This window comes from Paraburkholderia phenoliruptrix (assembly GCF_019511605.1).
Taxonomy (GTDB): Bacteria; Pseudomonadota; Gammaproteobacteria; order Burkholderiales; family Burkholderiaceae; genus Paraburkholderia; species Paraburkholderia phenoliruptrix_A.
In genome coordinates this window covers 797166-816115 of sequence record NZ_JAEUAV010000001.1, presented here as the reverse complement: position 1 = coordinate 816115, position 18950 = coordinate 797166, and the positions used below count along the sequence as shown (strand labels likewise).

At 60.4% G+C, this 18950-nt stretch carries 15 protein-coding genes and 1 pseudogene; 11 read left to right on the top strand and 5 right to left on the bottom strand.

The window, feature by feature from the left end:
- From JNB89_RS03475 to JNB89_RS03455, 5 genes and pseudogenes are all read left to right on the top strand, one after another.
- A pseudogene (locus JNB89_RS03475) lies at positions 1–814 on the top strand (lytic transglycosylase domain-containing protein); the annotation flags it as partial.
- Positions 798–1424 (top strand): hypothetical protein, encoded by a 627-nt coding sequence (locus tag JNB89_RS03470; protein WP_220361239.1) that lies wholly within the window; start codon positions 798–800, stop codon positions 1422–1424. The pseudogene JNB89_RS03475 and the gene JNB89_RS03470, both read left to right, overlap by 17 nt.
- A gap of 156 nt (positions 1425–1580) precedes the next feature.
- Positions 1581–2624 carry a T6SS immunity protein Tli4 family protein gene (locus tag JNB89_RS03465; RefSeq protein WP_220361238.1) on the top strand — a complete coding sequence of 348 codons (1044 nt, stop codon included), beginning with the start codon at positions 1581–1583 and terminating at the stop codon, positions 2622–2624.
- A 559-nt stretch (positions 2625–3183) separates the two neighbouring features.
- Entirely contained in the window at positions 3184–4080 is an 897-nt protein-coding gene (locus JNB89_RS31345; RefSeq protein WP_220361237.1) for a T6SS immunity protein Tli4 family protein, read from the top strand.
- A 228-nt stretch (positions 4081–4308) separates the two neighbouring features.
- On the top strand, positions 4309–5316 hold the full coding sequence (locus JNB89_RS03455) for a zinc-dependent alcohol dehydrogenase family protein (RefSeq protein WP_027209561.1): 1008 nt from the start codon (positions 4309–4311) through the stop codon (positions 5314–5316).
- Positions 5317–5369: 53 nt separating this feature from the next.
- On the opposite strand, the gene JNB89_RS03450 is transcribed toward JNB89_RS03455, so the two are convergent.
- Positions 5370–5993, bottom strand: coding sequence for an ABC transporter ATP-binding protein (locus JNB89_RS03450; protein WP_135895515.1), 624 nt, complete (start codon positions 5991–5993; stop codon positions 5370–5372).
- Between the two features lie 572 nt (positions 5994–6565).
- Between JNB89_RS03450 and JNB89_RS03445 the strand changes: the two genes are divergently transcribed.
- Positions 6566–8476: an AAA family ATPase gene (locus tag JNB89_RS03445; RefSeq protein WP_220361236.1), complete on the top strand. Its 1911-nt coding sequence runs from the start codon at positions 6566–6568 to the stop codon at positions 8474–8476.
- 56 nt (positions 8477–8532) lie between these two features.
- On the opposite strand, the gene JNB89_RS30975 is transcribed toward JNB89_RS03445, so the two are convergent.
- On the bottom strand, positions 8533–8796 hold the full coding sequence (locus JNB89_RS30975; RefSeq protein ID WP_135895523.1) for a hypothetical protein: 264 nt from the start codon (positions 8794–8796) through the stop codon (positions 8533–8535).
- 92 nt (positions 8797–8888) lie between these two features.
- Positions 8889–10088: an acyltransferase family protein gene (locus JNB89_RS03440; protein ID WP_220361235.1), complete on the bottom strand. Its 1200-nt coding sequence runs from the start codon at positions 10086–10088 to the stop codon at positions 8889–8891.
- A 547-nt stretch (positions 10089–10635) separates the two neighbouring features.
- Here JNB89_RS03440 and JNB89_RS03435 point away from each other — a divergent pair.
- Together JNB89_RS03435 and JNB89_RS03430 are read left to right on the top strand one after the other, a co-directional pair.
- Positions 10636–11742: an OpgC domain-containing protein gene (locus tag JNB89_RS03435; protein ID WP_220361234.1), complete on the top strand. Its 1107-nt coding sequence runs from the start codon at positions 10636–10638 to the stop codon at positions 11740–11742.
- A 77-nt stretch (positions 11743–11819) separates the two neighbouring features.
- Positions 11820–13472 carry a tannase/feruloyl esterase family alpha/beta hydrolase gene (locus tag JNB89_RS03430; RefSeq protein WP_220361281.1) on the top strand — a complete coding sequence of 551 codons (1653 nt, stop codon included), beginning with the start codon at positions 11820–11822 and terminating at the stop codon, positions 13470–13472.
- Positions 13473–13739: 267 nt separating this feature from the next.
- On the opposite strand, the gene JNB89_RS03425 is transcribed toward JNB89_RS03430, so the two are convergent.
- Positions 13740–14135, bottom strand: a complete 396-nt coding sequence (locus JNB89_RS03425; RefSeq protein ID WP_135895510.1) for a hypothetical protein — start codon at positions 14133–14135, stop codon at positions 13740–13742.
- Between the two features lie 410 nt (positions 14136–14545).
- On the opposite strand from JNB89_RS03425, the gene JNB89_RS03420 reads away from it, so the two are divergent.
- Positions 14546–15472 carry an ABC transporter ATP-binding protein gene (locus JNB89_RS03420; protein WP_135895509.1) on the top strand — a complete coding sequence of 309 codons (927 nt, stop codon included), beginning with the start codon at positions 14546–14548 and terminating at the stop codon, positions 15470–15472.
- Positions 15469–16230: an ABC transporter permease gene (locus tag JNB89_RS03415; protein WP_013341776.1), complete on the top strand. Its 762-nt coding sequence runs from the start codon at positions 15469–15471 to the stop codon at positions 16228–16230. Before JNB89_RS03420 ends, JNB89_RS03415 begins: the two co-directional genes overlap by 4 nt.
- Positions 16231–16317: 87 nt before the next feature.
- Here JNB89_RS03415 and JNB89_RS03410 read toward each other — a convergent pair whose 3' ends face one another.
- The gene (locus JNB89_RS03410; protein WP_135895508.1) at positions 16318–17316 is read right to left on the bottom strand and encodes a helix-turn-helix transcriptional regulator; all 999 of its coding nucleotides are present in this window, start codon (positions 17314–17316) and stop codon (positions 16318–16320) included.
- 175 nt (positions 17317–17491) lie between these two features.
- On the opposite strand from JNB89_RS03410, the gene JNB89_RS03405 reads away from it, so the two are divergent.
- Entirely contained in the window at positions 17492–18415 is a 924-nt protein-coding gene (locus JNB89_RS03405; RefSeq protein ID WP_135895507.1) for an AraC family transcriptional regulator, read from the top strand.
- Positions 18416–18950: the final 535 nt, after the last annotated feature.

The following is an 18950-nucleotide window of genomic DNA, read 5'->3' as shown; positions in this document are numbered from 1 at the left end:
CTGGAAATGCGAGCTGGAGCGGATCAGGAAGCTTCAGTGGTGGGAATCGGTGAAGGGGAAGGTGGAGGGGTTTCCGTCTAGTCCGGTGGTGAATCATGTTCATCCGGTGGGTTTGGTGGGGAATTTCATCGTTAGCAGGAAGCGACGCGATTTCGACCTTGGCAAGCTGTCAACGCAATATGAGACTGGCGGCCGCGGTCCGAGTACCGTGTCCGGTGGGCAAGGCGATCCTGGTGGAGTTTCCTACGGCTCATATCAAATGACCAGCAGAACACGGCGGACCGACGGCACATTTGCCGTTGGGGGAACGGTCGGAACTTTTGTTACGTCTACCGACTTCCCTTGGATGGCAGATTTTGCTGGATTGACGCCCGGCACGTCCGCGTTTACCAGGAAATGGAAAGAAGTCGTGCAAAATAACCTCGCTCGATTTATATCTGTCGAGCATGAGTTTATGAAGAGAACCCATTTCGACGTGCAGATCAATACCGTGATAGCGAAGACCGGCGTGGACCTTCGCTATCACTCACACGCAATAAACGATGTCTTATGGTCTACTGCAGTTCAACATGGCCCAACAACCGACGTCGTTACTTCGGCTTTGAAAGAACTAGATATGCAGGTCTCCGAAACCCGCGATTATGATGAAGCATTGATCAATGCTATTTATGCGGAGCGCGGAAAAACCAACGCCCACGGCCAGCTGATCAGATTTATCCACTCATCGGCTGCGCAACAAGCAGGGGTCGCAGCACGATATATGTCGGAAAGACCAAAAGCCCAGGATGAATTGAAGAATGAAAGCGATTATTAATCTGTTTTTTTTCGGCATCGCGCTGGTTCATGCCAGTCAAGCGATTTGCGGAACTGCGTTAAACGTTTACGCGGGGGCACACGGTGACGCCATATTGATCGACGCAGGAAAAAGAAAAACGCTGCTTGTAGCTGGAGGAGCTGTGCCTCGGGGAGCGGGTACGGCATCCGATTGCTTTGCAAAAGCCACACTTAGTCTAAAAAGAAAACCCGACTTTTATGAAGGTCAGCTGGATTCCGTCCACAACGAGATAATCGACGTTGATCCGGATGCTGCTTCCGGAAGGCTGGCCGGAGTGTATATTTATCCGTCTGGCATCCGCATAGGCAATATAGAAGTTGACGGCATCTGTGCAGACGGCATAGATTTTTCAGGTGACTACAAAAAGGTTCGGCAGGAAAGTGCAAAATATGCAAGCGCTTTCGCTTACTTCATGCGGATGGAGGCGCAAAATGCAGAAAATATACGGAAACACGATGGGCGTGCCGCGGCAAACGATAGCTTGCGACCTTTCATCGAGGCTGACTACGCAAAGCTCAGGTTAGACATCCAGGACAGAAAGGCTGTCGAATCTATTTTGAAGAAATACAAGTCCATGCAGCGTAATTAGGAAACGCAAATTCGCGATTTGCGCAAATAGTTTTGGATAGCAGTTGGCTTTGCAACTTCGCCGGTTGCGGAAACGACTCTGCTCCGACGAGGCGGTGCCGGCGATATACGCCCTGCAAGCATCAATCAAAAGCGACAAAATTTGGGAGAGCTTAGGATGAAGAGCTATGCTGCTCTGTCACAGAAGGCAATCCGGCTAGCGCCATATGTGTTTCTGCCGTTCTTGGTCACTACTACTGCTATTGCAGCCGGCTATAGCGAGTGCGTCGGACGTTACACGCTCACGCTCCCGGGACCGGCTGACGTCGCTACGACGACACCGCAGATATTGGAGGGCAAATCAATACGCGATCCTATCCAATTTCCCGATGGACAGCCAGCAATATATTCCTCATTTGGATTCAATGGATCGTTTATCATAGTCCATGATCCGTCAGCAGAATGGGTTCAGGCGTATTTGAAAAAAAAGCGCAATTTTGTAGATTTAAATTCTGAAAAAATAATCGCAGATCAGGACTTTTTTTTGGGTGAGGTTGATGCGTCAAACTCGTTTGCTTTATCAGGAGAAGGCGTATCTGAGTTCAATATTTATAAAGATGGAAATTTCATAGGTTTTAAAGCAGTTTCATACGATGGCGGCCGAACACTGGCCAAGCAGCGCGCCAGGGATACGTTTATGAATCTTCACGTGCGTCAACCATATCAAGTTCCAGTCGGGGAAGGGGCTTGTCTCCCTGGAGTCTTTGTTTCGCAAAACAAGGTGATCAATGTTAGCGATATTGGCGTCACATTTCGATTAAAAGATCATCCTGACGTGACAATCTTCCTCGCCGATCGCTCAGCAGGCGATCTATCAAAAATGACTTCGCGGCAGAGAAACGAGTTCGTCTGGACTTCCGATGCCATTGGCAGAATCATCCATCTACATGGACCGCTACGTTACCGCCCAACCATGATGGCCGGACGCTGGGGCACGGCGAGTTTTGCCACCGTCACGGGCTACGATGGCGCAACGGACTATGCGTATCTCGTCACGGTGCAGGGAGATCCGAAGGCGGCGGTCGATACGCCCGATCTCGAGTTACTCGTTCAGCGTACTGCAAAGTATGCCGCCAAAGGCGTTCCGCCGGTCTCCGGAGACGAGCTTGAGCGGATCGCGAAAGCCGTTGCAGCTTCCGTTAAACGAAGGCCATTTCAATAGAATCGGACACCAAAACTTTGCCAAAGCGCAAGTCGCTGCGATCTCTTTTGGAAACGCCGTTCTCGTCGGCCGGTTCGCTCGACGAACCGGAATGTCATCTAAACGATCCGGGCTGGTGCACACATTTCCCCCGGAATCTCGCATTCAGGTTAAGCGGATGAGCAAAGCCCGATCGACCGCCGATTTGGCCGACATGGGTGGCGGCCCGAAACTGCTTTGGCGACGTGCCTGAATATCGTTCAGCGGAAGTCTCGGCTGAGTGCCCGGGAGGGAACCGCTACTGTCGATCCCACCCGGGTGAGGTTTTGTCTACATCCTCTGTCGCGGAGGACAACGATGCCCCCAAAAGGGTATTGCAGGATAAGACGCTTCGGGCGTCAGTAGAAGATTCCAATTTGCAGGAAGAGATAGCTTGATAAAGAACTTAAGAGCCCGATGCAACTGTTATCGGCGCGCAGCATACCTTCTGTGCTCATTCCTGTTGGCGGAACACGCCTTAGCCTCTGACTACCGCGAGTGCATAGGGCGATACGAGCTAGCGTTTCCTGGGCAGGTAGAGGTGGCTACAACCACCCCAGCCGTGTTCGATGGAAAATTTATAAAGTATCCCATCCGGTTCCCCGACGGCCAGTCGACCATGTACTCCTCATTTGTCTTCAATGGGGAATTTGAAATTTTCGAGGGCGTCTCCCAAGAATGGACAGCTAGGCTGTTGACTGAAATGCGTAGCTTCGCTGCTGAAAGCAGGAACCAATCGAATGTGGATAGGAGATTTTCGGAAGTACCGACGGGGCAGCCGGATTCGTTTGCGATGTCTGGGACGATGCTCTCGCAGTTTGATGTTTATAAGAGTGGACGATTGGCAATATTCAAAGCCACTTCTTATGAGGATAGCCCTGCCGTAACGCAACGACGGATGATGAAAACGTTGCGGAATTTCCGTTGGCGCCAGCTCTATGAGGTCCCAAATGAAAAAGGTGCCTGTCTTCCAGGAATATTCGTGTCATCGACAGGTGCGGATGATATTAGCAATATCGGAGTTACATTTCGACTGGCGGATCATCCTGACGTGACCATCTTTCTGGCTGATCGCTCGGCGGGTGATCTATCAAGTTTGACTTCTGTGCAGATGAGTGAGTTGATCTGGACTTCAGATGCCATTGGCAGAGTCATCCATCTACACGGACCGCTACGTTACCGCCCGTCCATGATGGCGGGGCGCTTAGGCACGGCGAGCTTTGCCACCGTCACCCGCTACGATGGCGCAACGGACTATGCCTATCTCGTCACGGTGCAGGGAGATCCGAAGGCGGCGGTCGATATGCCCGATCTCGAGTTACTCGTTCAGCGGACCGCAAAGTATGCCGCCAAAGGCGTTCCGCCCGTCTCCGGGGAGGAGCTTGAGCGGATTGCGAAAGCCGTTGCAGCTTCCGTTAAAAGAAGGCCGATCCAATAGAACCAAAAGCCGGAACATTGTCATGCTCCGACCCGTTCGATATCGTCATTAATCGAGCAACTGAAGTCGATTTGTCTGCACCAGGGCGCGGGCACAAATCGAAGGAAGAATCCTTGGCCAGGTCTTCCTCAGCGGCGACGCACGCCAACACACAACCCCCGCTTGCTATATCCTCTGCCGAAGCACACCCACCACAAACGCCCCGGCAAACCCCAAAGGAGTCACCCCATGAAAGCCGTCAAAATCGGATCGCCCGCGAGCGTCGACTCTCTTCAGGTCGTCGATATCGACGACCCGGGAGAGCCCCGTGCGGGCCAGCTTCGAGTTCGCATTCACGCGAGCTCGCTCAACTTCCATGACTACGGCGTCGTAAGCGGCGTGTTGCCCGCCGAAGCGGGGCGCATCCCGATGGCGGACGGTGCGGGCGTGGTGGAGGCGGTCGGCGAGGGCGTCGACGAATTCAAGGTCGGCGATCACGTGGTGTCATGCTTTTTCCCGTTCTGGGAGAACGGCCCGCCTCCTATCGGCGACTTCAAAACCACGCCCGGCGACGGCGTCGACGGCTACGCGCGCGAAGTCGTCGTGCTCCCGAGCCACTATTTCACGCACGCGCCGCGTGGCTATAGCCACGCCGAAGCCGCCACGCTCACCACGGCAGGACTCACGGCCTGGCGGGCACTGGTTGTCGACGGTCAGTTGAAAGCGGGCGCCACTGTGCTCGTGCTCGGCACGGGCGGCGTGTCGGTGTTCGGCCTGCAGCTGGCGAGGGCGATGGGCGCGACGGTGATCGCCACGTCCTCATCGGACGCAAAGCTAGAGAAGCTGCGCGCGCTCGGCGCCGCTCACACGATCAACTACCGCGACAATCCCGAGTGGGGCAAGGAAGTGCGTTCATTGACCGGCGGGCGCGGCGTCGACCACGTGATCGAAGTGGGCGGCCCCGGCACCTTGCCGCAGTCGATCACGGCTTGCCGGATTGGCGGTCACATCGCGTTGATCGGCGTGCTGACCGGACGCGCCGGACCGGTGCCGACCGCCGCGCTGATGGCGCGGCAACAGCGGCTGCAAGGGCTGATTGTCGGCAGCCGGCAGGACCAGCGCGAGATGGTTCGCGCGCTGGAGGCGACCGGTATCAAGCCGGTGATCGACAGCACGTTCGAACTCGCGCGCCTCGCGGACGCCTTCAGGCATGAGGCGTCGGGCGCCCACTTCGGCAAGATTTGCGTGTCGATCTGAGCGTGGCGCGGGGGCGCCTGCGCCACGCCTGTGCGCCACACGCGTACGTGCATTCAGCTGCGCTGCGCGAGCTCCGCGAAGCTCAGGCGTGTGGCCCCGCATGCTTCAGCAAAGGCTTCGTCATAGCTTGAGAAAAACGCGGTGCGAGTTTGTGCAAGCGTTCGGAAGAGATCGACCAGCACGGCGCGCGCGGCGGCGTCGAGTCCGCCCGCGGGCTCGTCTGCAATCACCACTCGCGTTTCGCCCAGCGCCGCGGTGGTCAGAAAGAACTTCTTGCGCGTGCCGAACGACATCTGCTCGAAGCGTTTTTCCAGGTGCGGCGTGAGGCCGAAGCGGTCCGCGAGCGACAGCGCGGCGTCGCTCACCGTGGCGTTGCGGGCGGCGGCCACGCGCTGCAGATAGTCGCGGCCGGCGCAATCGGGCGAAGGCATGCAATCCTCGGGCACATACGTCAGCAGCAATTTCGCCATGGCCGGGGCGGCCTTCAGCGAATGGCCGCCGATCCACACGTCGCCTGCGTCGGCTGCAATGGCACCGGCGAGAATGCCGAGCAGGGTAGATTTACCGCTACCCGACTCGTCATTGAGCGCAATGCAGCCCGCTGTGCATTCGCGGTGCAGTCCCTGAAAGACGACGCGGTCGCCATAACGCTTGCCGAGGTTTTCAAATCGAAGCATAAGTCGTGAAAAGTCGAGTGTGTGCAGCGCGCAACAAGGGCGGGCTGTCGCCGAAAGCTGGAGAGAATAGCGGACCCTGGCAAAAAACAGCAAAAAAACGCGCGGCGCTTCGCATCTGCGCGGACACGACAGCAGTGGAGGGGCTCACGCCGACGTGCCGCCGCGCGATGAGAGAACGACGGCAGCCGATCAATAGGCCCGTCAGAAGAACACAAAAATAGGGCACGGTGCAAATGATAGGTCTACAGAATACACCGCCTTTTTTACGCTGATACACTGTGCGGCGGAGCAGTTTTCTACCGCACTTCATGCACCGCTCGTGCCCTTATATTCCTTCTCCTCAAACGGCGGGATAAGCGGTAGAAACAGGCCTTTTCTGCGATTTGGAAAAAGCAGCCGCAGGGCATACTGGCACTGCGCGACTGGTTAAAAGGGACGCATGGTTGGGTGTCCTTTGTTCCTTGCAGGCATTTGCAGGCATGGCATCGCAATAGCCGATTCCTCTTCCAACCGCTCATCCTCTGATTCGATACGTTTTGGGGCTCCCATGAGCCCGTTTTTGGAAGTGACTCATGAAGCCGGGAAAGAATTCGCTTGGGAAAACACGGGCGCGCAAAGTCGCCATTGCGGCTGGCGCGGTGCTCATTGCGTTGGTACTTGCGTTCAGCTTTTGGCATCACCAGCAGCGCGCGGCACAACTCGCCCCGGCGTTGACCGGCGTCGCGAACCAGATGCGCCACGATACGTCCGCCTGGACGCGCGAAGAGAAAGACGCATCGCAAATGCTGCGCGACATTCGGGCAGCGCAGGTCTCCGCGATCGGCGTCAGTCCCAATGCGATTCTCGTATCGAAGCGCGACGGTTCGCGCTATTTCGTCACCGACCACAATGCGACGTTCTCGCATGCGCTCCTGCTTGGCGAGAGCCGCTCGGGGGAGGCCGCTTCATATCAACTGGTGTGGTTGCCCGATGCGGATATCCGCACGGGCGGCTCGCGCTGGCTCCAGGTGTTCGACCAGACGCGCGACGTGATCAGCCTGCTGCTGCCGATGCTGCTGATTGGCGGCATGGTGTGGTTCATGCGCCGCGAGATGCGCGGCGGCGCGACGTTGCTCAGCAAGGCGCCCACGCTGCGTTTCGACGACGTGATCGGCGCCGGTGAGGCCAAGGCTGCGCTCGCGGACATTCGCGGCTATCTGTCCAACCCGAAGCAGTTTACGGCGATGGGCGTGCGCGCGCCGTGCGGCATCCTGATGGTGGGCGGTCCCGGCGTCGGCAAGACGCGGCTTGCGCAGGCGCTCGCCGGCGAATGCGGCGCGAACTTCATCTCGATCACCGGCAGTTACTTCAGCGCGAAGTATTACGGTGTCGGCATTCAGAAGGTCAAGCATCTGTTCGAAATGGCACGCAAGAATGCGCCGACGGTGATCTTCATCGACGAAGCGGACGGCCTCGCAAAACGTACCGACACCGGCGGCGGTCCTGTCGAAGCCGAGAGCAACCGCATCATCAATCAGTTGCTCGCGGAAATGGACGGCTTCGCTTCGAACGAAGGCGTGATCATCGTCGCGGCCACCAATCACCCGGACAATCTCGACGAGGCGTTGCGCCGGCCGGGCCGGTTCGATCGCACAGTGCAGGTGCGCCTGCCGGATCGCGAAGATCGCGCGAAAATTTTCCGCTTCTACGCAGAAAAGCTCAAAGCGAAGGCAGCGGACATCGACTACGACCAGCTCGCGCGTCTGACCACGGGCCTCTCGCCCGCGACGGTCGCGATGGTGGTGAATCAGGCGGGACTCGTCGCGCGCAAGGCCGGCGACACCGAAATCGCGGCGAAGCATTTCATCGAGGCAATCAAGATTGCCCGCATTGGCGACGTAAGCGGCGCGGAACGCGCGTTGACCGAAGACGAACGCACGCGCATAGCGGTGCATGAGGCAGGGCACGGTCTGGTTGCCGCGCTGCTCGGCACGGGTGTGCTCGAAGAGGTCACGATACTGCCGCGAGGCGGCGCGTTGGGCGTCGCGCTGATCACCAAGGCACAGGACAAGCATTTGTACCGCGAGACCGAGATCCGCAACGAGGTCAAGGTGCTGCTGGGCGGCCGCAACGCGGAGATTCTCGCGTTCTCCGAAGCATCGAGCGGTGCGGCGTCCGATCTTCAGGAAGCGTCGCGTATCAGCCTCGACATGGTGTCGAAGTTTGGCTTCAACAGCGACGGCAATCTCTTCAGCCTCGCAGCGTTGCCTTCGCAGTACGCGGGGCTTCAAATGAAGAGCGCGATCGAACAGGCCAATGTGCTGCTCAAGGAACTGAACGAGCAGTGCTACAACCTGCTGCATGCGTACGAGCCGGTGCTGCGTGCTATCGCCAACGAACTGCTCGAACAGGAAACCGTACCGGGCGAGACGGTGTATCGGCTGATCAAGGAACACAAGAGCACGCTCAAGATCGTGCATGAGCAGGAGCCTGAGGCAGCGTAAGGGTAAGGCCGCAAGCGGAGCGTGAGCGCGGCGCGCGCGCCTCTTCGAAGCTCACGCTAGGCAAAGTCAGACGGCCCGGGTGGAGGAACCCCCGGAGGCGTCTCTGTTTCGCCCAACGGCTCGCGCTTCGCCGCGGCGTCGTCGTCCTCCGCTGGCTCTGTTGCGCCTTTTTCGGGTAAAGGCTGGTCGAGTCCCGGTTCGACAGGCGTTGGGATTGCATCGCCGACCGGCTTCGAGACTTCGGTCGGCGGGCCGCCGGGATCTGTAGTTTCATCCCGGTTCTGGTCGTGCTCGTTGGGGCTATTCGGCTGAGTGGCCACGGCGCATCTCCAGTCGTAACAGATATACCGACGGTTCAGCAATGCGTGTGCCACGCGCGGGCTCTCCTGCGAAGCGGGCAGCCCGGTCCGTATCAGGCAGCATCCGAAGCAGCGCCTTTGTCTGTCAAAGCGCGCGAGCCGCGCTCGTGGTGCGCCGGCGTTGATGCGAACCCCGCCTTTGGCGTTGCTGTCGAACTTGCGTTGTCCGCAGGCGCACGCCTCGTTTTCAGGCGCAGAATGGGCTCCTCGATCAGCCGCCACGACAGCAGCGCGAGCCCTAGCGAGATTCCAAACGACGCCGCAATTCCCACCGCGTGTGCCCATTGCGGCACTACCCCGCCAAACAGCGCCCGTGCGTGATGATTGCGCGTGAGATCGGGAATCAGGTTGTGATACAGATAAAAGCCGTAGCTGATGCGCCCGAGCCCCACGAGCCAGCGCGCTTCCAGCAGAGCCATGACGACCGCATTGCGGCAGCACGCAATCGAACATACCAGCGCCGCGATACATAGGCCATACGCGGCATCGATACAGCTGAACAGCGCTGGATTGCGAACCTCGCTCCACGCCGGCTCGCTCGCGCAAAAGCCTACCAGACAAAGGCTCAAACCAAATAGCGTTGCGCCGTGCCCAAGCAAGGCGCGCACACGGCCTGCGTGATGGACAACCACGAGCCCACCCATCCCGCCGAGCGCCAATAACCAGAAGTTGCTCAGCGGATGCGTGTAGATCGTGATCTCCTGCCAATGCGCGGCGCGCATGAGCCATAGCGACACTAGTCCCACTGCGACCGTCGACGCGCAAACCGCAAGATGCCGCCGGGCCGCAAGCAGCAACAGCAGCGGCGCGAACACCAGGTAGAACTGCTCCTCGATGGCAAGACTCCACAAGTGCGAGTAGCGCCCCGGCCAGTAATGCAGCACCGAGCCGATCCAGAAGTTCGACAGATAAGCGAAATGAAACGGCATGCCGCTCGCGAGTTGCGGACTCGCGAAGCCGAACAGCATCAGCACCGACATGACTGTCAGCATCAGGTAATAGATCGGGAAAATGCGCAGCGTGCGGCGAAACAGAAAGCGCTTGAGCTCAACGACAAAGCTGCTGCCGCTTTGCTCGATGCGCAGCCGTTGCGTCGAGAGAATGCCGATAATCAGAAAGCCGCTGAGCGCAAAGAAGATCCATACGCCGAGATGGCCTATTTCGCCGATGTCGCCGAATAGCCGGTGCTGGAGAAACACCATCAGAACTGCAATGGCACGCAGTCCGTCGAAGCCGGCAATCCTGTTGTTCATGTGAGCGTCTTCCAATGCGAGGGCGGTGCGCGTGCGCAACCGTTCGGGTCGGTAATGGAAGGACCGGTGCCGCGTAAATCCACAAGCCCGTCGTGCAAGCGGTGCAAGCACGGGCAGCGGCACAAGAAAGGCGTCGCAACGACGCGCAACGCGCGCACTGAACGCAGTCGTGGTGCGAGCGTGTCCGGTCCACATGAGTGGCCGCCGTGGGAGCATTGTTCGCGTGCAATGCGCGAGCTCCGCCGGTCATGCATGAATTCATCGTACGATGAAAAAAAGCGAAAAAAATCGCATAGCGCGATCTGATGATTATTTTCGGCGGCATTTACCGGATGTATTGGCGAATGTGCGTGAAAGCCGCAAAACTTGCCGCCAATGAAATGCTCCGGTTTTAGCGATTACCGCATGCCGACAGCTGCATTTCAGATTGCCAGCGAATTGCAGTGAACGACAGGCTGCCTGTCAGCGTCCATGACTTCATTGCACGGCAGCCGCCGAAACGTTATATGGTGGCGCGTTGCTGGATAACTTTCCTGCGAGAACATGAATGGACATTCGCCGCGGTCGCTCCGTCGAAGTGGACTTCTTTCGCGGGGTCGTGTTGATCGTCATCGTGCTGGATCACATGCCCGGCAGCGCGCTTTCTCATGTGATGCTGCATGCGTACGCATTGTGCGATTCGGCGGAGGTGTTCGTGTTTCTTGGCGGCTACGCGTCGGCGGCGGCCTATACGGCGGTCATGACGGCGCGCGGCGAAAATGCCGCGAGGCTGCGTTTCGTGCGGCGCTGCTGGGAGATTTATCGGGCGTATCTGCTGACCGCGCTGCTCACGCTGCTGTCGGGCGGCGCGCTCGCGTTGCTGCACTTGAACCGTCCGATGGTCGAGCTCACGGGCTGGTTGCCTTTTGCCGCCGAGCCGCTGCAGCAGGCGTTGAACATTGCGGTGCTGCGTCGGCAGCCGTATCTGTCAAGCGTGTTGCCTATGTACATGTTCTACGCGCTGCTGGTGCCCGCCATCGTGCCGCTCGCCCTGCGTTCGCGTGTGGCGGCGCTCGCGTTGAGCGCGGCCATATGGTGTCTCGCACGGCCGCTCGCCGTGCTATTGAGCATTGACGACGTGGCCGACTGGGCTTTTAATCCTTTCGCATGGCAACTGATGTTCGTGCTTGGCATCGTATGCCGGCTCGCGCCGATCAGCGAGCGCTTTCATGCGGGCGATACGGCTCGCTGGTTCACGCGCGTCGCGATTGCCGCAGTGCTCGCGTTTGCCGCGGTTAAACTCGTGGTGCTGACGCAGCCGTTGCCCGGCACCCTCAAACAGAATCTTTCCGTGGACCGCGTGATCAACTTCATCGTCATAGCCTGGCTCGCAGCGCGACTCGTGCGCATGGGCAGTATCGCGCGGCTCGCGCAGCGGCTGCCGGCCGTCGTTACCGTGGGCCGTACAGGGCTCGTATGTTTTGTTGGCGGCACGCTAGTGTCGCTGATCGTGGATACGGCCACGCCGCATACGTTTCATGGTTTTCGCGGCGTGCTGATGGGGCTTGCCGGCGACTTGGTCGCGATTGGCGCGTTGCTGATGCTCGCACGCGCATGGCACGGATGGCGAGGACAGCAGCCGCGCGCGGCTGCAAGCGGGGCGCGTTGCGGATGATGGGGCGATCGCGGGGCGTGGGCGGAGCGTGGACCTGGCGCGGGCGCGCGAGCGCCGAAGGGTCCCTGTTCGGCGCCATGCTGGGGAGCCTGCTTAGGGCCACGCTCGCGATCGCATGCTTGGCGCTCGCCACGCAGACGGCTCTCGGCGCACAGAAGGAAGCGCCGCTTTCCATGCGTTGCGCTGAATTTGCCGGTGCCGTATTGCCCGCTGAAGTCATTGCCCTCCCCACGGCCGGCGCGCAGATCGAAAGCGCCACGATGATCGGCGCCACCGCGCCCGGCAATCAGCAGGGCGGTGAGTATTGCCGGATCACGGGGCGCATCAAGGCGCTCAAGGCGAGCACGCCGGACATCCGCTTCGACCTGAATCTGCCGCGTCACTGGAACGGGCGCGCGCTGCAAGTGGGCGGCGGCGGGTATAACGGCGTGGTGGTGAGCGGCACCGGCGTGATGCCGTTTTCGCCGGACCGCGCGCCGCTTGCCCAAGGCTATGCGACCTTCGGCGACGATTCGGGGCACGTGGGCGATTCATCGCTCGCGGTGTTCGGCCTTGTCGACGAAGCCGTGACCAACTTCGGCTATGCGCATCTGAAGAAGACGCACGACGCCGCGCTCGCACTGATCGCGCGTGCGTATGGCCGGCCGCCGCAGCGCATGTATTTCGCCGGCGGCTCGACGGGAGGCCGCGAAGGCTACACCGTGATGCAGCGCTTTCCCGACGACTACGACGGCGTGATCGCCAATTCGCCTGCGCTCAATTTCTCGGGCGTGCGACTGATCGGCGTGAAAGTAGGGCAGGCGGAATACGCGACGCCGGGTGGCTTCGTGCCGCCGGTCGCGCTGCAGCACGTCTATCAACGCACGCTTGCCGTATGCGACGGGCTGGACGGCGCGACGGACGGCATTGTCAGCGACGTCGCCGCCTGCCGCACGCATGAAGCGGAAATCGTCGAGTCGTTACGTTGCGCGGGGCGCGCGCTCTCACCCGACGAGTCGCGCGACACGTGCCTCACCGAAACGCAACTCGCCACGTTGATGGTGCTGCGCGATGGCTTGTCGCTGCCTTATAAGCTCGCTTGGGACGTGAGCGGTTATCGCGGATACAACGTGTTCCAGGGCACGCAACTGGCCGGTTCGCTCGGCCTCGGACATCAGGCGCAACGGCTCGCGGAGCCGAAATTTTTTGCCAACGGTTACCTGTTCGCGCAAGGCGACGGCTATGTGCGCTATTTCGTTGTGCGCGATGCGGACTTCGACTCTTTGCGCTTCGATCCGCTGCATCCGGGCAAGTATCGCGCGCAACTGATTGCGCTTTCGCAAACCATCGGCGCGATGAACACCGACCTTGGGCGCTACATGGCGCGCGGCGGCAAGCTCATCACGCTGCAAGGCCTCGCCGACGAAGTCATCAGCCCGAACCAGACCATTGCTTACCGACAGGCGCTAGTCGAGCGTTACGGCGTGGACGAGGTTAATCGTTTTATGCGTTTGTACATGGTGCCGGGTTTTCAGCATGGCAGCGGCGCGTTCGTGCCGTCCGTCGATCTGCTGGGCGCACTCGATAACTGGGTCACGCGAGGTGCGTCGCCGGAAACGCTGATCGCCACCGACATCGCCGCGGCAACCAATGGACGCTCGCGACCGTTGTGTCGCTATCCGTTGTTTCCGCAATATACCGGCAAGGGTAATGTCAATCTTGCGAGCAGCTTTGTCTGCAAGGAGCCGTGACTGGTCAGGAAGTTGTCATGGGGAGCCGCGATTGCAGGCGAGGGTCCTGCTGAGTCGCGGGGCGCGTGTCCTTTACATTGAAATCGTTGCAAAATCCACCATCGGCGTGGAGGGCTGCCGGCATCGTTGCACATCCACCGAACAAAAAAACGGCGACGCCGTTATGCGGCGCCGCCGTTGCTATGTCCCAGCGCTTTCGCTGCCTCGAGGTTGAGCTACTGATTCAGGCTCGACGCTCGAGGCTTGCGCATGGAACAGGGCCTCGCCTTACTGCCCGTTCTGCATGGTTCCGTTAGCGCCGCTGGTGCCGCTGCGCGTACCGTTGCTCATGCCGCTGTTGGAGCGCTTCGTGGTCGCGCTGTCCGGCGAAGCGCCGGTGCCCGTGCCCATGCCGCCGCCGGTGCCCGTGACGCCCGGCGAGCCATAGCCGGAATCGCCGGGGTGCTTCATCGTGCCGGGGCCCATGCCGGGAGTGAGCGTGCCGCCCGCGCCGCCAGCGGTTCCGCCGCCCGCGCCCACTCCGTTACCGCCGCCCGCACCGGCCGCGGCGCCACCGCCGGCACCCCCGCCCCCGCCGGCACCGCCGCCGGCCTGTGCATAGGCTCCGCCCGAGAGTGCCATTACGAGCGCTGAAGCAAAGATCGTCTTGGTAAGGCGTTTCATGTTCATCTCCATAGAGTCGATTGAGGTCACGCGAGCGCCTCGCACTCACATGAATACACTGCCGCAAACGCTGTGCCTTGGTGCCGGCGCGAGGCGCACGGGTGCAGTAGCACGGCGACAATCGAGCATGGCGCGTTCCCGGCACGGCGCCTCGCCGGGCCCGCACGACATGAACAGGCGCCCCGCGAGAGTTCGCCCCCATCTGCGCCATTTGCGCCACATCGCTAGGGAAACCGAATTATTCTGCGCTGCAACGAAGGGTTCGCAGCCCGACCATGCAGTGCGCGACTTTCCGTAGACCTCGACGGTCTGCGCTGCAGGCTTTCGCGGTTTCCATTACATTGCGGGTGCGGTCGCGCTTGCGCGTCATTTCATCCACTTTTGCAACGGTGTCTGCCATCGTCGAATCCATGCAGCCAATCGTCTCAGTCACGAATCTGTCGAAAACCTATGCCAGTGGTTTTCAGGCGCTAAAAAACATCAACCTCGGAATCAACCGCGGCGAAATCTTTGCCCTGCTCGGGCCAAACGGGGCGGGCAAGACCACGCTCATCAGCATCATCTGCGGCATTGTCAACGCGAGCGAAGGCAGCGTGACGGTGGACGGCCGCGACATTGCCGCCGACTATCGCGGCGCGCGTTCGTTGATCGGCCTCGTGCCGCAGGAACTCACCACCGACTCTTTCGAAACCGTCTGGGCCACGGTGTCGTTCAGCCGCGGCCTGTTCGGCAAGCCCAGGAACCCGGCCTATATCGAGAAAGTGCTGCGCGACCTGTCGTTGTGGGAGAAGCGCAATAGCAAGATCATCACGCTGTCGGGCGGCATGAAGCGCCGCGTGCTGATCGCGAAGGCGTTGTCGCACGAACCGCGCGTGCTGTTTCTCGACGAACCCACGGCGGGCGTGGACGTCGAATTGCGCCGCGACATGTGGAAACTGGTGCGCTCGCTCGCGGCAAGCGGCGTGACGATCATCCTGACCACGCATTACATCGACGAAGCGGAGGAAATGGCGGACCGCATCGGCGTGATCAACGGCGGCGAGATCATGCTGGTCGAAGAGAAAACGGAACTCATGCGCAAGCTCGGCAAGAAGCAGTTGACGCTGCAGCTCGAAAGTCCGCTCGACGCGTTGCCGCCGTCGCTCGCCGGCTACGGGCTCGACGTGGCGAAGGGCGGCAACGAACTGATCTACACCTACGAAAGCGACGGCGGACGCACCGACATCATTGCGCTGCTAAAAGCGCTCGACGACGCCAGCATCCGTTTCAAGGACCTGCACACCACGCAGAGTTCGCTTGAAGACATCTTCGTGAGTCTGCTTCGAGGGAATCAATGAACATCTACGCAATTCGCGCAATCTACAAGTTCGAAATGGCGCGCACCTGGCGCACGCTGATGCAAAGCATCATCGCGCCGGTGATCTCCACGTCGCTTTACTTCGTCGTGTTCGGCGCGGCCATCGGCTCGCGCATCAAGGAAGTGGACGGCATTACCTACGGCGCGTTCATCGTGCCGGGTCTGATCATGCTGTCGCTGCTGTCGCAGAGCATTTCCAATGCGTCGTTCGGTATCTACTTTCCGCGCTTCACGGGCACGATCTACGAGTTGCTGTCGGCGCCGGTTTCGTACCTGGAAATCGTGGTGAGCTACGTGGGCGCGGCGGCCACCAAGTCGATCCTGCTCGGCCTCATCATTCTGGCCACCGCCGGCCTTTTTGTGCCGCTGCAAGTTCAGCATCCGTTCTGGATGATTCTGTTTCTCGTGCTGACCGCGGTCACGTTCAGTCTGCTCGGGTTCATCATCGGCATCTGGGCGGATAGCTTCGAGAAGCTGCAACTGGTGCCGCTGTTGATCATCACGCCGCTCACGTTCCTCGGCGGGAGCTTCTACGCGGTCAACATGCTGCCGCCGTTCTGGAAGGTGGTGACGCTCTTCAATCCGATTGTTTATCTGGTGAGCGGATTCCGCTGGAGCTTTTACGGCCTCGCGGATGTGAACGTCGAAATCAGCCTCGGCATGACGGCGCTTTTTCTGGCCGTGTTTCTCGCGATTGTCGCGTGGATCTTCAAGACGGGCTACCGCCTGAAGAGCTGAGCGGCGCGCTGCCATAACAAAACAAAAACGGCGTGGCGGCAACTGCCGCCACGCCGTTTCTTCGACGCTCACCCATGCGCGTGACTTCTACGACACGTACGCCTTCGCGACGTTGATCAACTGCACGCGGTTGCGTACGTTGAACAACTGCCGCAAACGCCGCAAGTGGTAGTCGACATTGTGCGGCGAGAGCCCGAGGAAATACGCGATTTCCTTGTCGCGCTGCCCTTGAACCACCGCCTTCAGCACCGCGTGCTGCAACTCGCTCAACGTCACGCGGTGCTGCTGCGCGGGCGTCATGCCGATCACGCTCTTTGCGTGCGTCCAGATGAACTCATGAATCGTGTGCGCGAACATCAGCGTTTCGGCCACGATTGATTCCGTCATCCAGCGCGGGTTGCCCATCTCCGAGTTGAAGCACAGGCTCGCGCTCAAGTCCGGCTCGGGCAGCGGCATCTGCGTGAGAATGCCGCTCTTGCGACCGGTCTCCTCCAGCATGTCGATCAGGCCGCCAAGGCGCTCGCTGCGCATTTGCGCGCGCGGCAGGTCGGCGCGCATGTCCACCGTATTCCAGAGGAACGGCATGCCGGTCGGCGAGGCGAGCGCCACGCGCGGATCGAGCTCGAAGTAACGCTCGCGGAAGTAGCGAGTGAGCCAGCTCTGCGACTCGTAGCTCGTCAGCACGAACATGGTCTTGCGATGCGCGGACGTGCGCGTGGCCGTATAGCTGAACGAGTTGAAGCCCAACTGCCTGATGCGCTGCCGCACGAATTCCATGCGGTCCTGCGCGCTGCCAAAACGTACCAGCGGACTGATGAGCGGCGCGCGGCGCGCGGCCGGCGACGGCGTGCCGATCTCTTCCTCGGTGAAGAGCGTGAGAAAACCTGCGGGCGCCGCGCCAGTTGCCGCGCGGCCAGATACGATCGATGCTTCAGCCGCGTGGGCTGTCTTCGCGGCCTGCCGCGTGCCGGCCGGGTAGGCCGGTTGTGCGGTGACCGCTGGGTTGTATGCTGCCGACGCATGGCCCGCTTCGCCTTGCGGCGAACCGGTCAGCCAATGCGGCAGCGTATCGCATTCGTGTTCCATGAAACGGTAGCTCCGGCGTTCGAAACGCGTGAAAGACGACAACCTGAATGATTAGCTATTTCCAGAAATTACGGTAGCCGGTTCCTTGCTATCATTTTTGAGTTCTTGCGCTGACAGCCGACCGGCGACGCGAGTTCGGCAGGTTTCTTTATTTGCATACGGCACCTCCTTGGGAATGGACGTGAAGACACGAATTCCAAAGCTGACAACGACGCTTGCCTACGACCGCTACATGGCGGGCCAGAAACTGGTGTCGAGCGTGGATCGCCCGTGGCGTCACCTGGTGTTGCGCTCCTATCTCGAGCCGGACGAGCAGGAACTGCTGGAAGCGCCCGGCCTGCAGGACCTTACGCTGATGACGCTGGCAAGCGGCGCCGAGCATCTTGAGCGCAATCTGAACGGGCGCTGGGAAAGCGCCGAGCTGCGAGTGGGCGACGTCTGGTACGTGCCGCCCGCGCCGATTTCCTGGCGCTGGCGTTCGATCAGCGATGAGCCGCTGTCGACCGTCCATTTACATATCGAGCGCAGTCTGATCGACAGCGTGGCAGATCAGATGGAGCTCGGCGCATCGCGCCGCGAACTGTCGCTCGGCGACGCGATGCGGTTTCACGATCCGCTCGTCGCCGCGATGCTTTCCGCATTGCACCGCGCCGCCGCTGACCCCGCCGACTCGCGCCTTTATGTCGATGCGCTGGTTCATGCGCTTGCCGCGCATCTTCTTCAACATTATTCGCACGGCCGGCAAGCGGGAACGACACAGCCGGCGCAGCCAGAACGGCTGGTGCCGCGCCGCATCCGGCGTGTAACCGATTACATTCGAGCGAACCTGAGTGCCGATCTTTCAATCGGCGAGCTCGCCGCGCAGGCCGGTCTGAGCAGCTTCCACTTTGCCCGCGTGTTCCGCCGTGAGACTGGCGAAACGCCGCATCAATACGTGACCCGCCTGCGCCTCGAGGAAGCGGCGAGGCTGCTGCTCTCCACCGATCAGAGCGTGCTGCAGATCGCCCTTGCGGTAGGTTACGAGAACGCGAGTCACTTCTCCGTGCAGTTCAAGCGTGACTACGGCGTGACGCCGCTTGCCTACCGGTTGCGCGGTTGAGTCGCGGACTGCGCGGCGACAGTCGGACAGCCAGCGACCGATGAACCGGCCGACAACAAATCAATAACCGGCCGGCAAAATGGCCAGTTCAGCCGCGGGCGGGGTTTTGGCAACAGCCGGTGATGGACGGTGCCCGCACGCGACACTGCGAGCGGTGCCCTCCGATGCATGGCGGCGCTGCGCCTCTTATTGGGCTCTGGTTTGACGGCCAGCCCGGTCACGCCTGACACGCTAAGGGGAAGCCGGAAGCCGTCTGTAGGAATCACGCACCTTTCGAAGTGTGCTGTGCATTGCGCGGCTTGCAAACTACGAACTTTCGTGGCGCGTCAGCGGCTCGACCTGGCATGGGGTCGTCGTTCCGTTCGCTTGAGCCGCGACGAGCGCTGCGCGGCGAGTGGCCGAACTGGCCTGACCGGCCCGATGCGAACTGTATCTGTCGAACCCTTGCACGGCACGACAGAATGACCAGCCCACGGCCCGCCCTGGCCGCTTCCGGTTGACCGCGCTCGCCGGCGGGTTTTTGCTGACCGCTGCT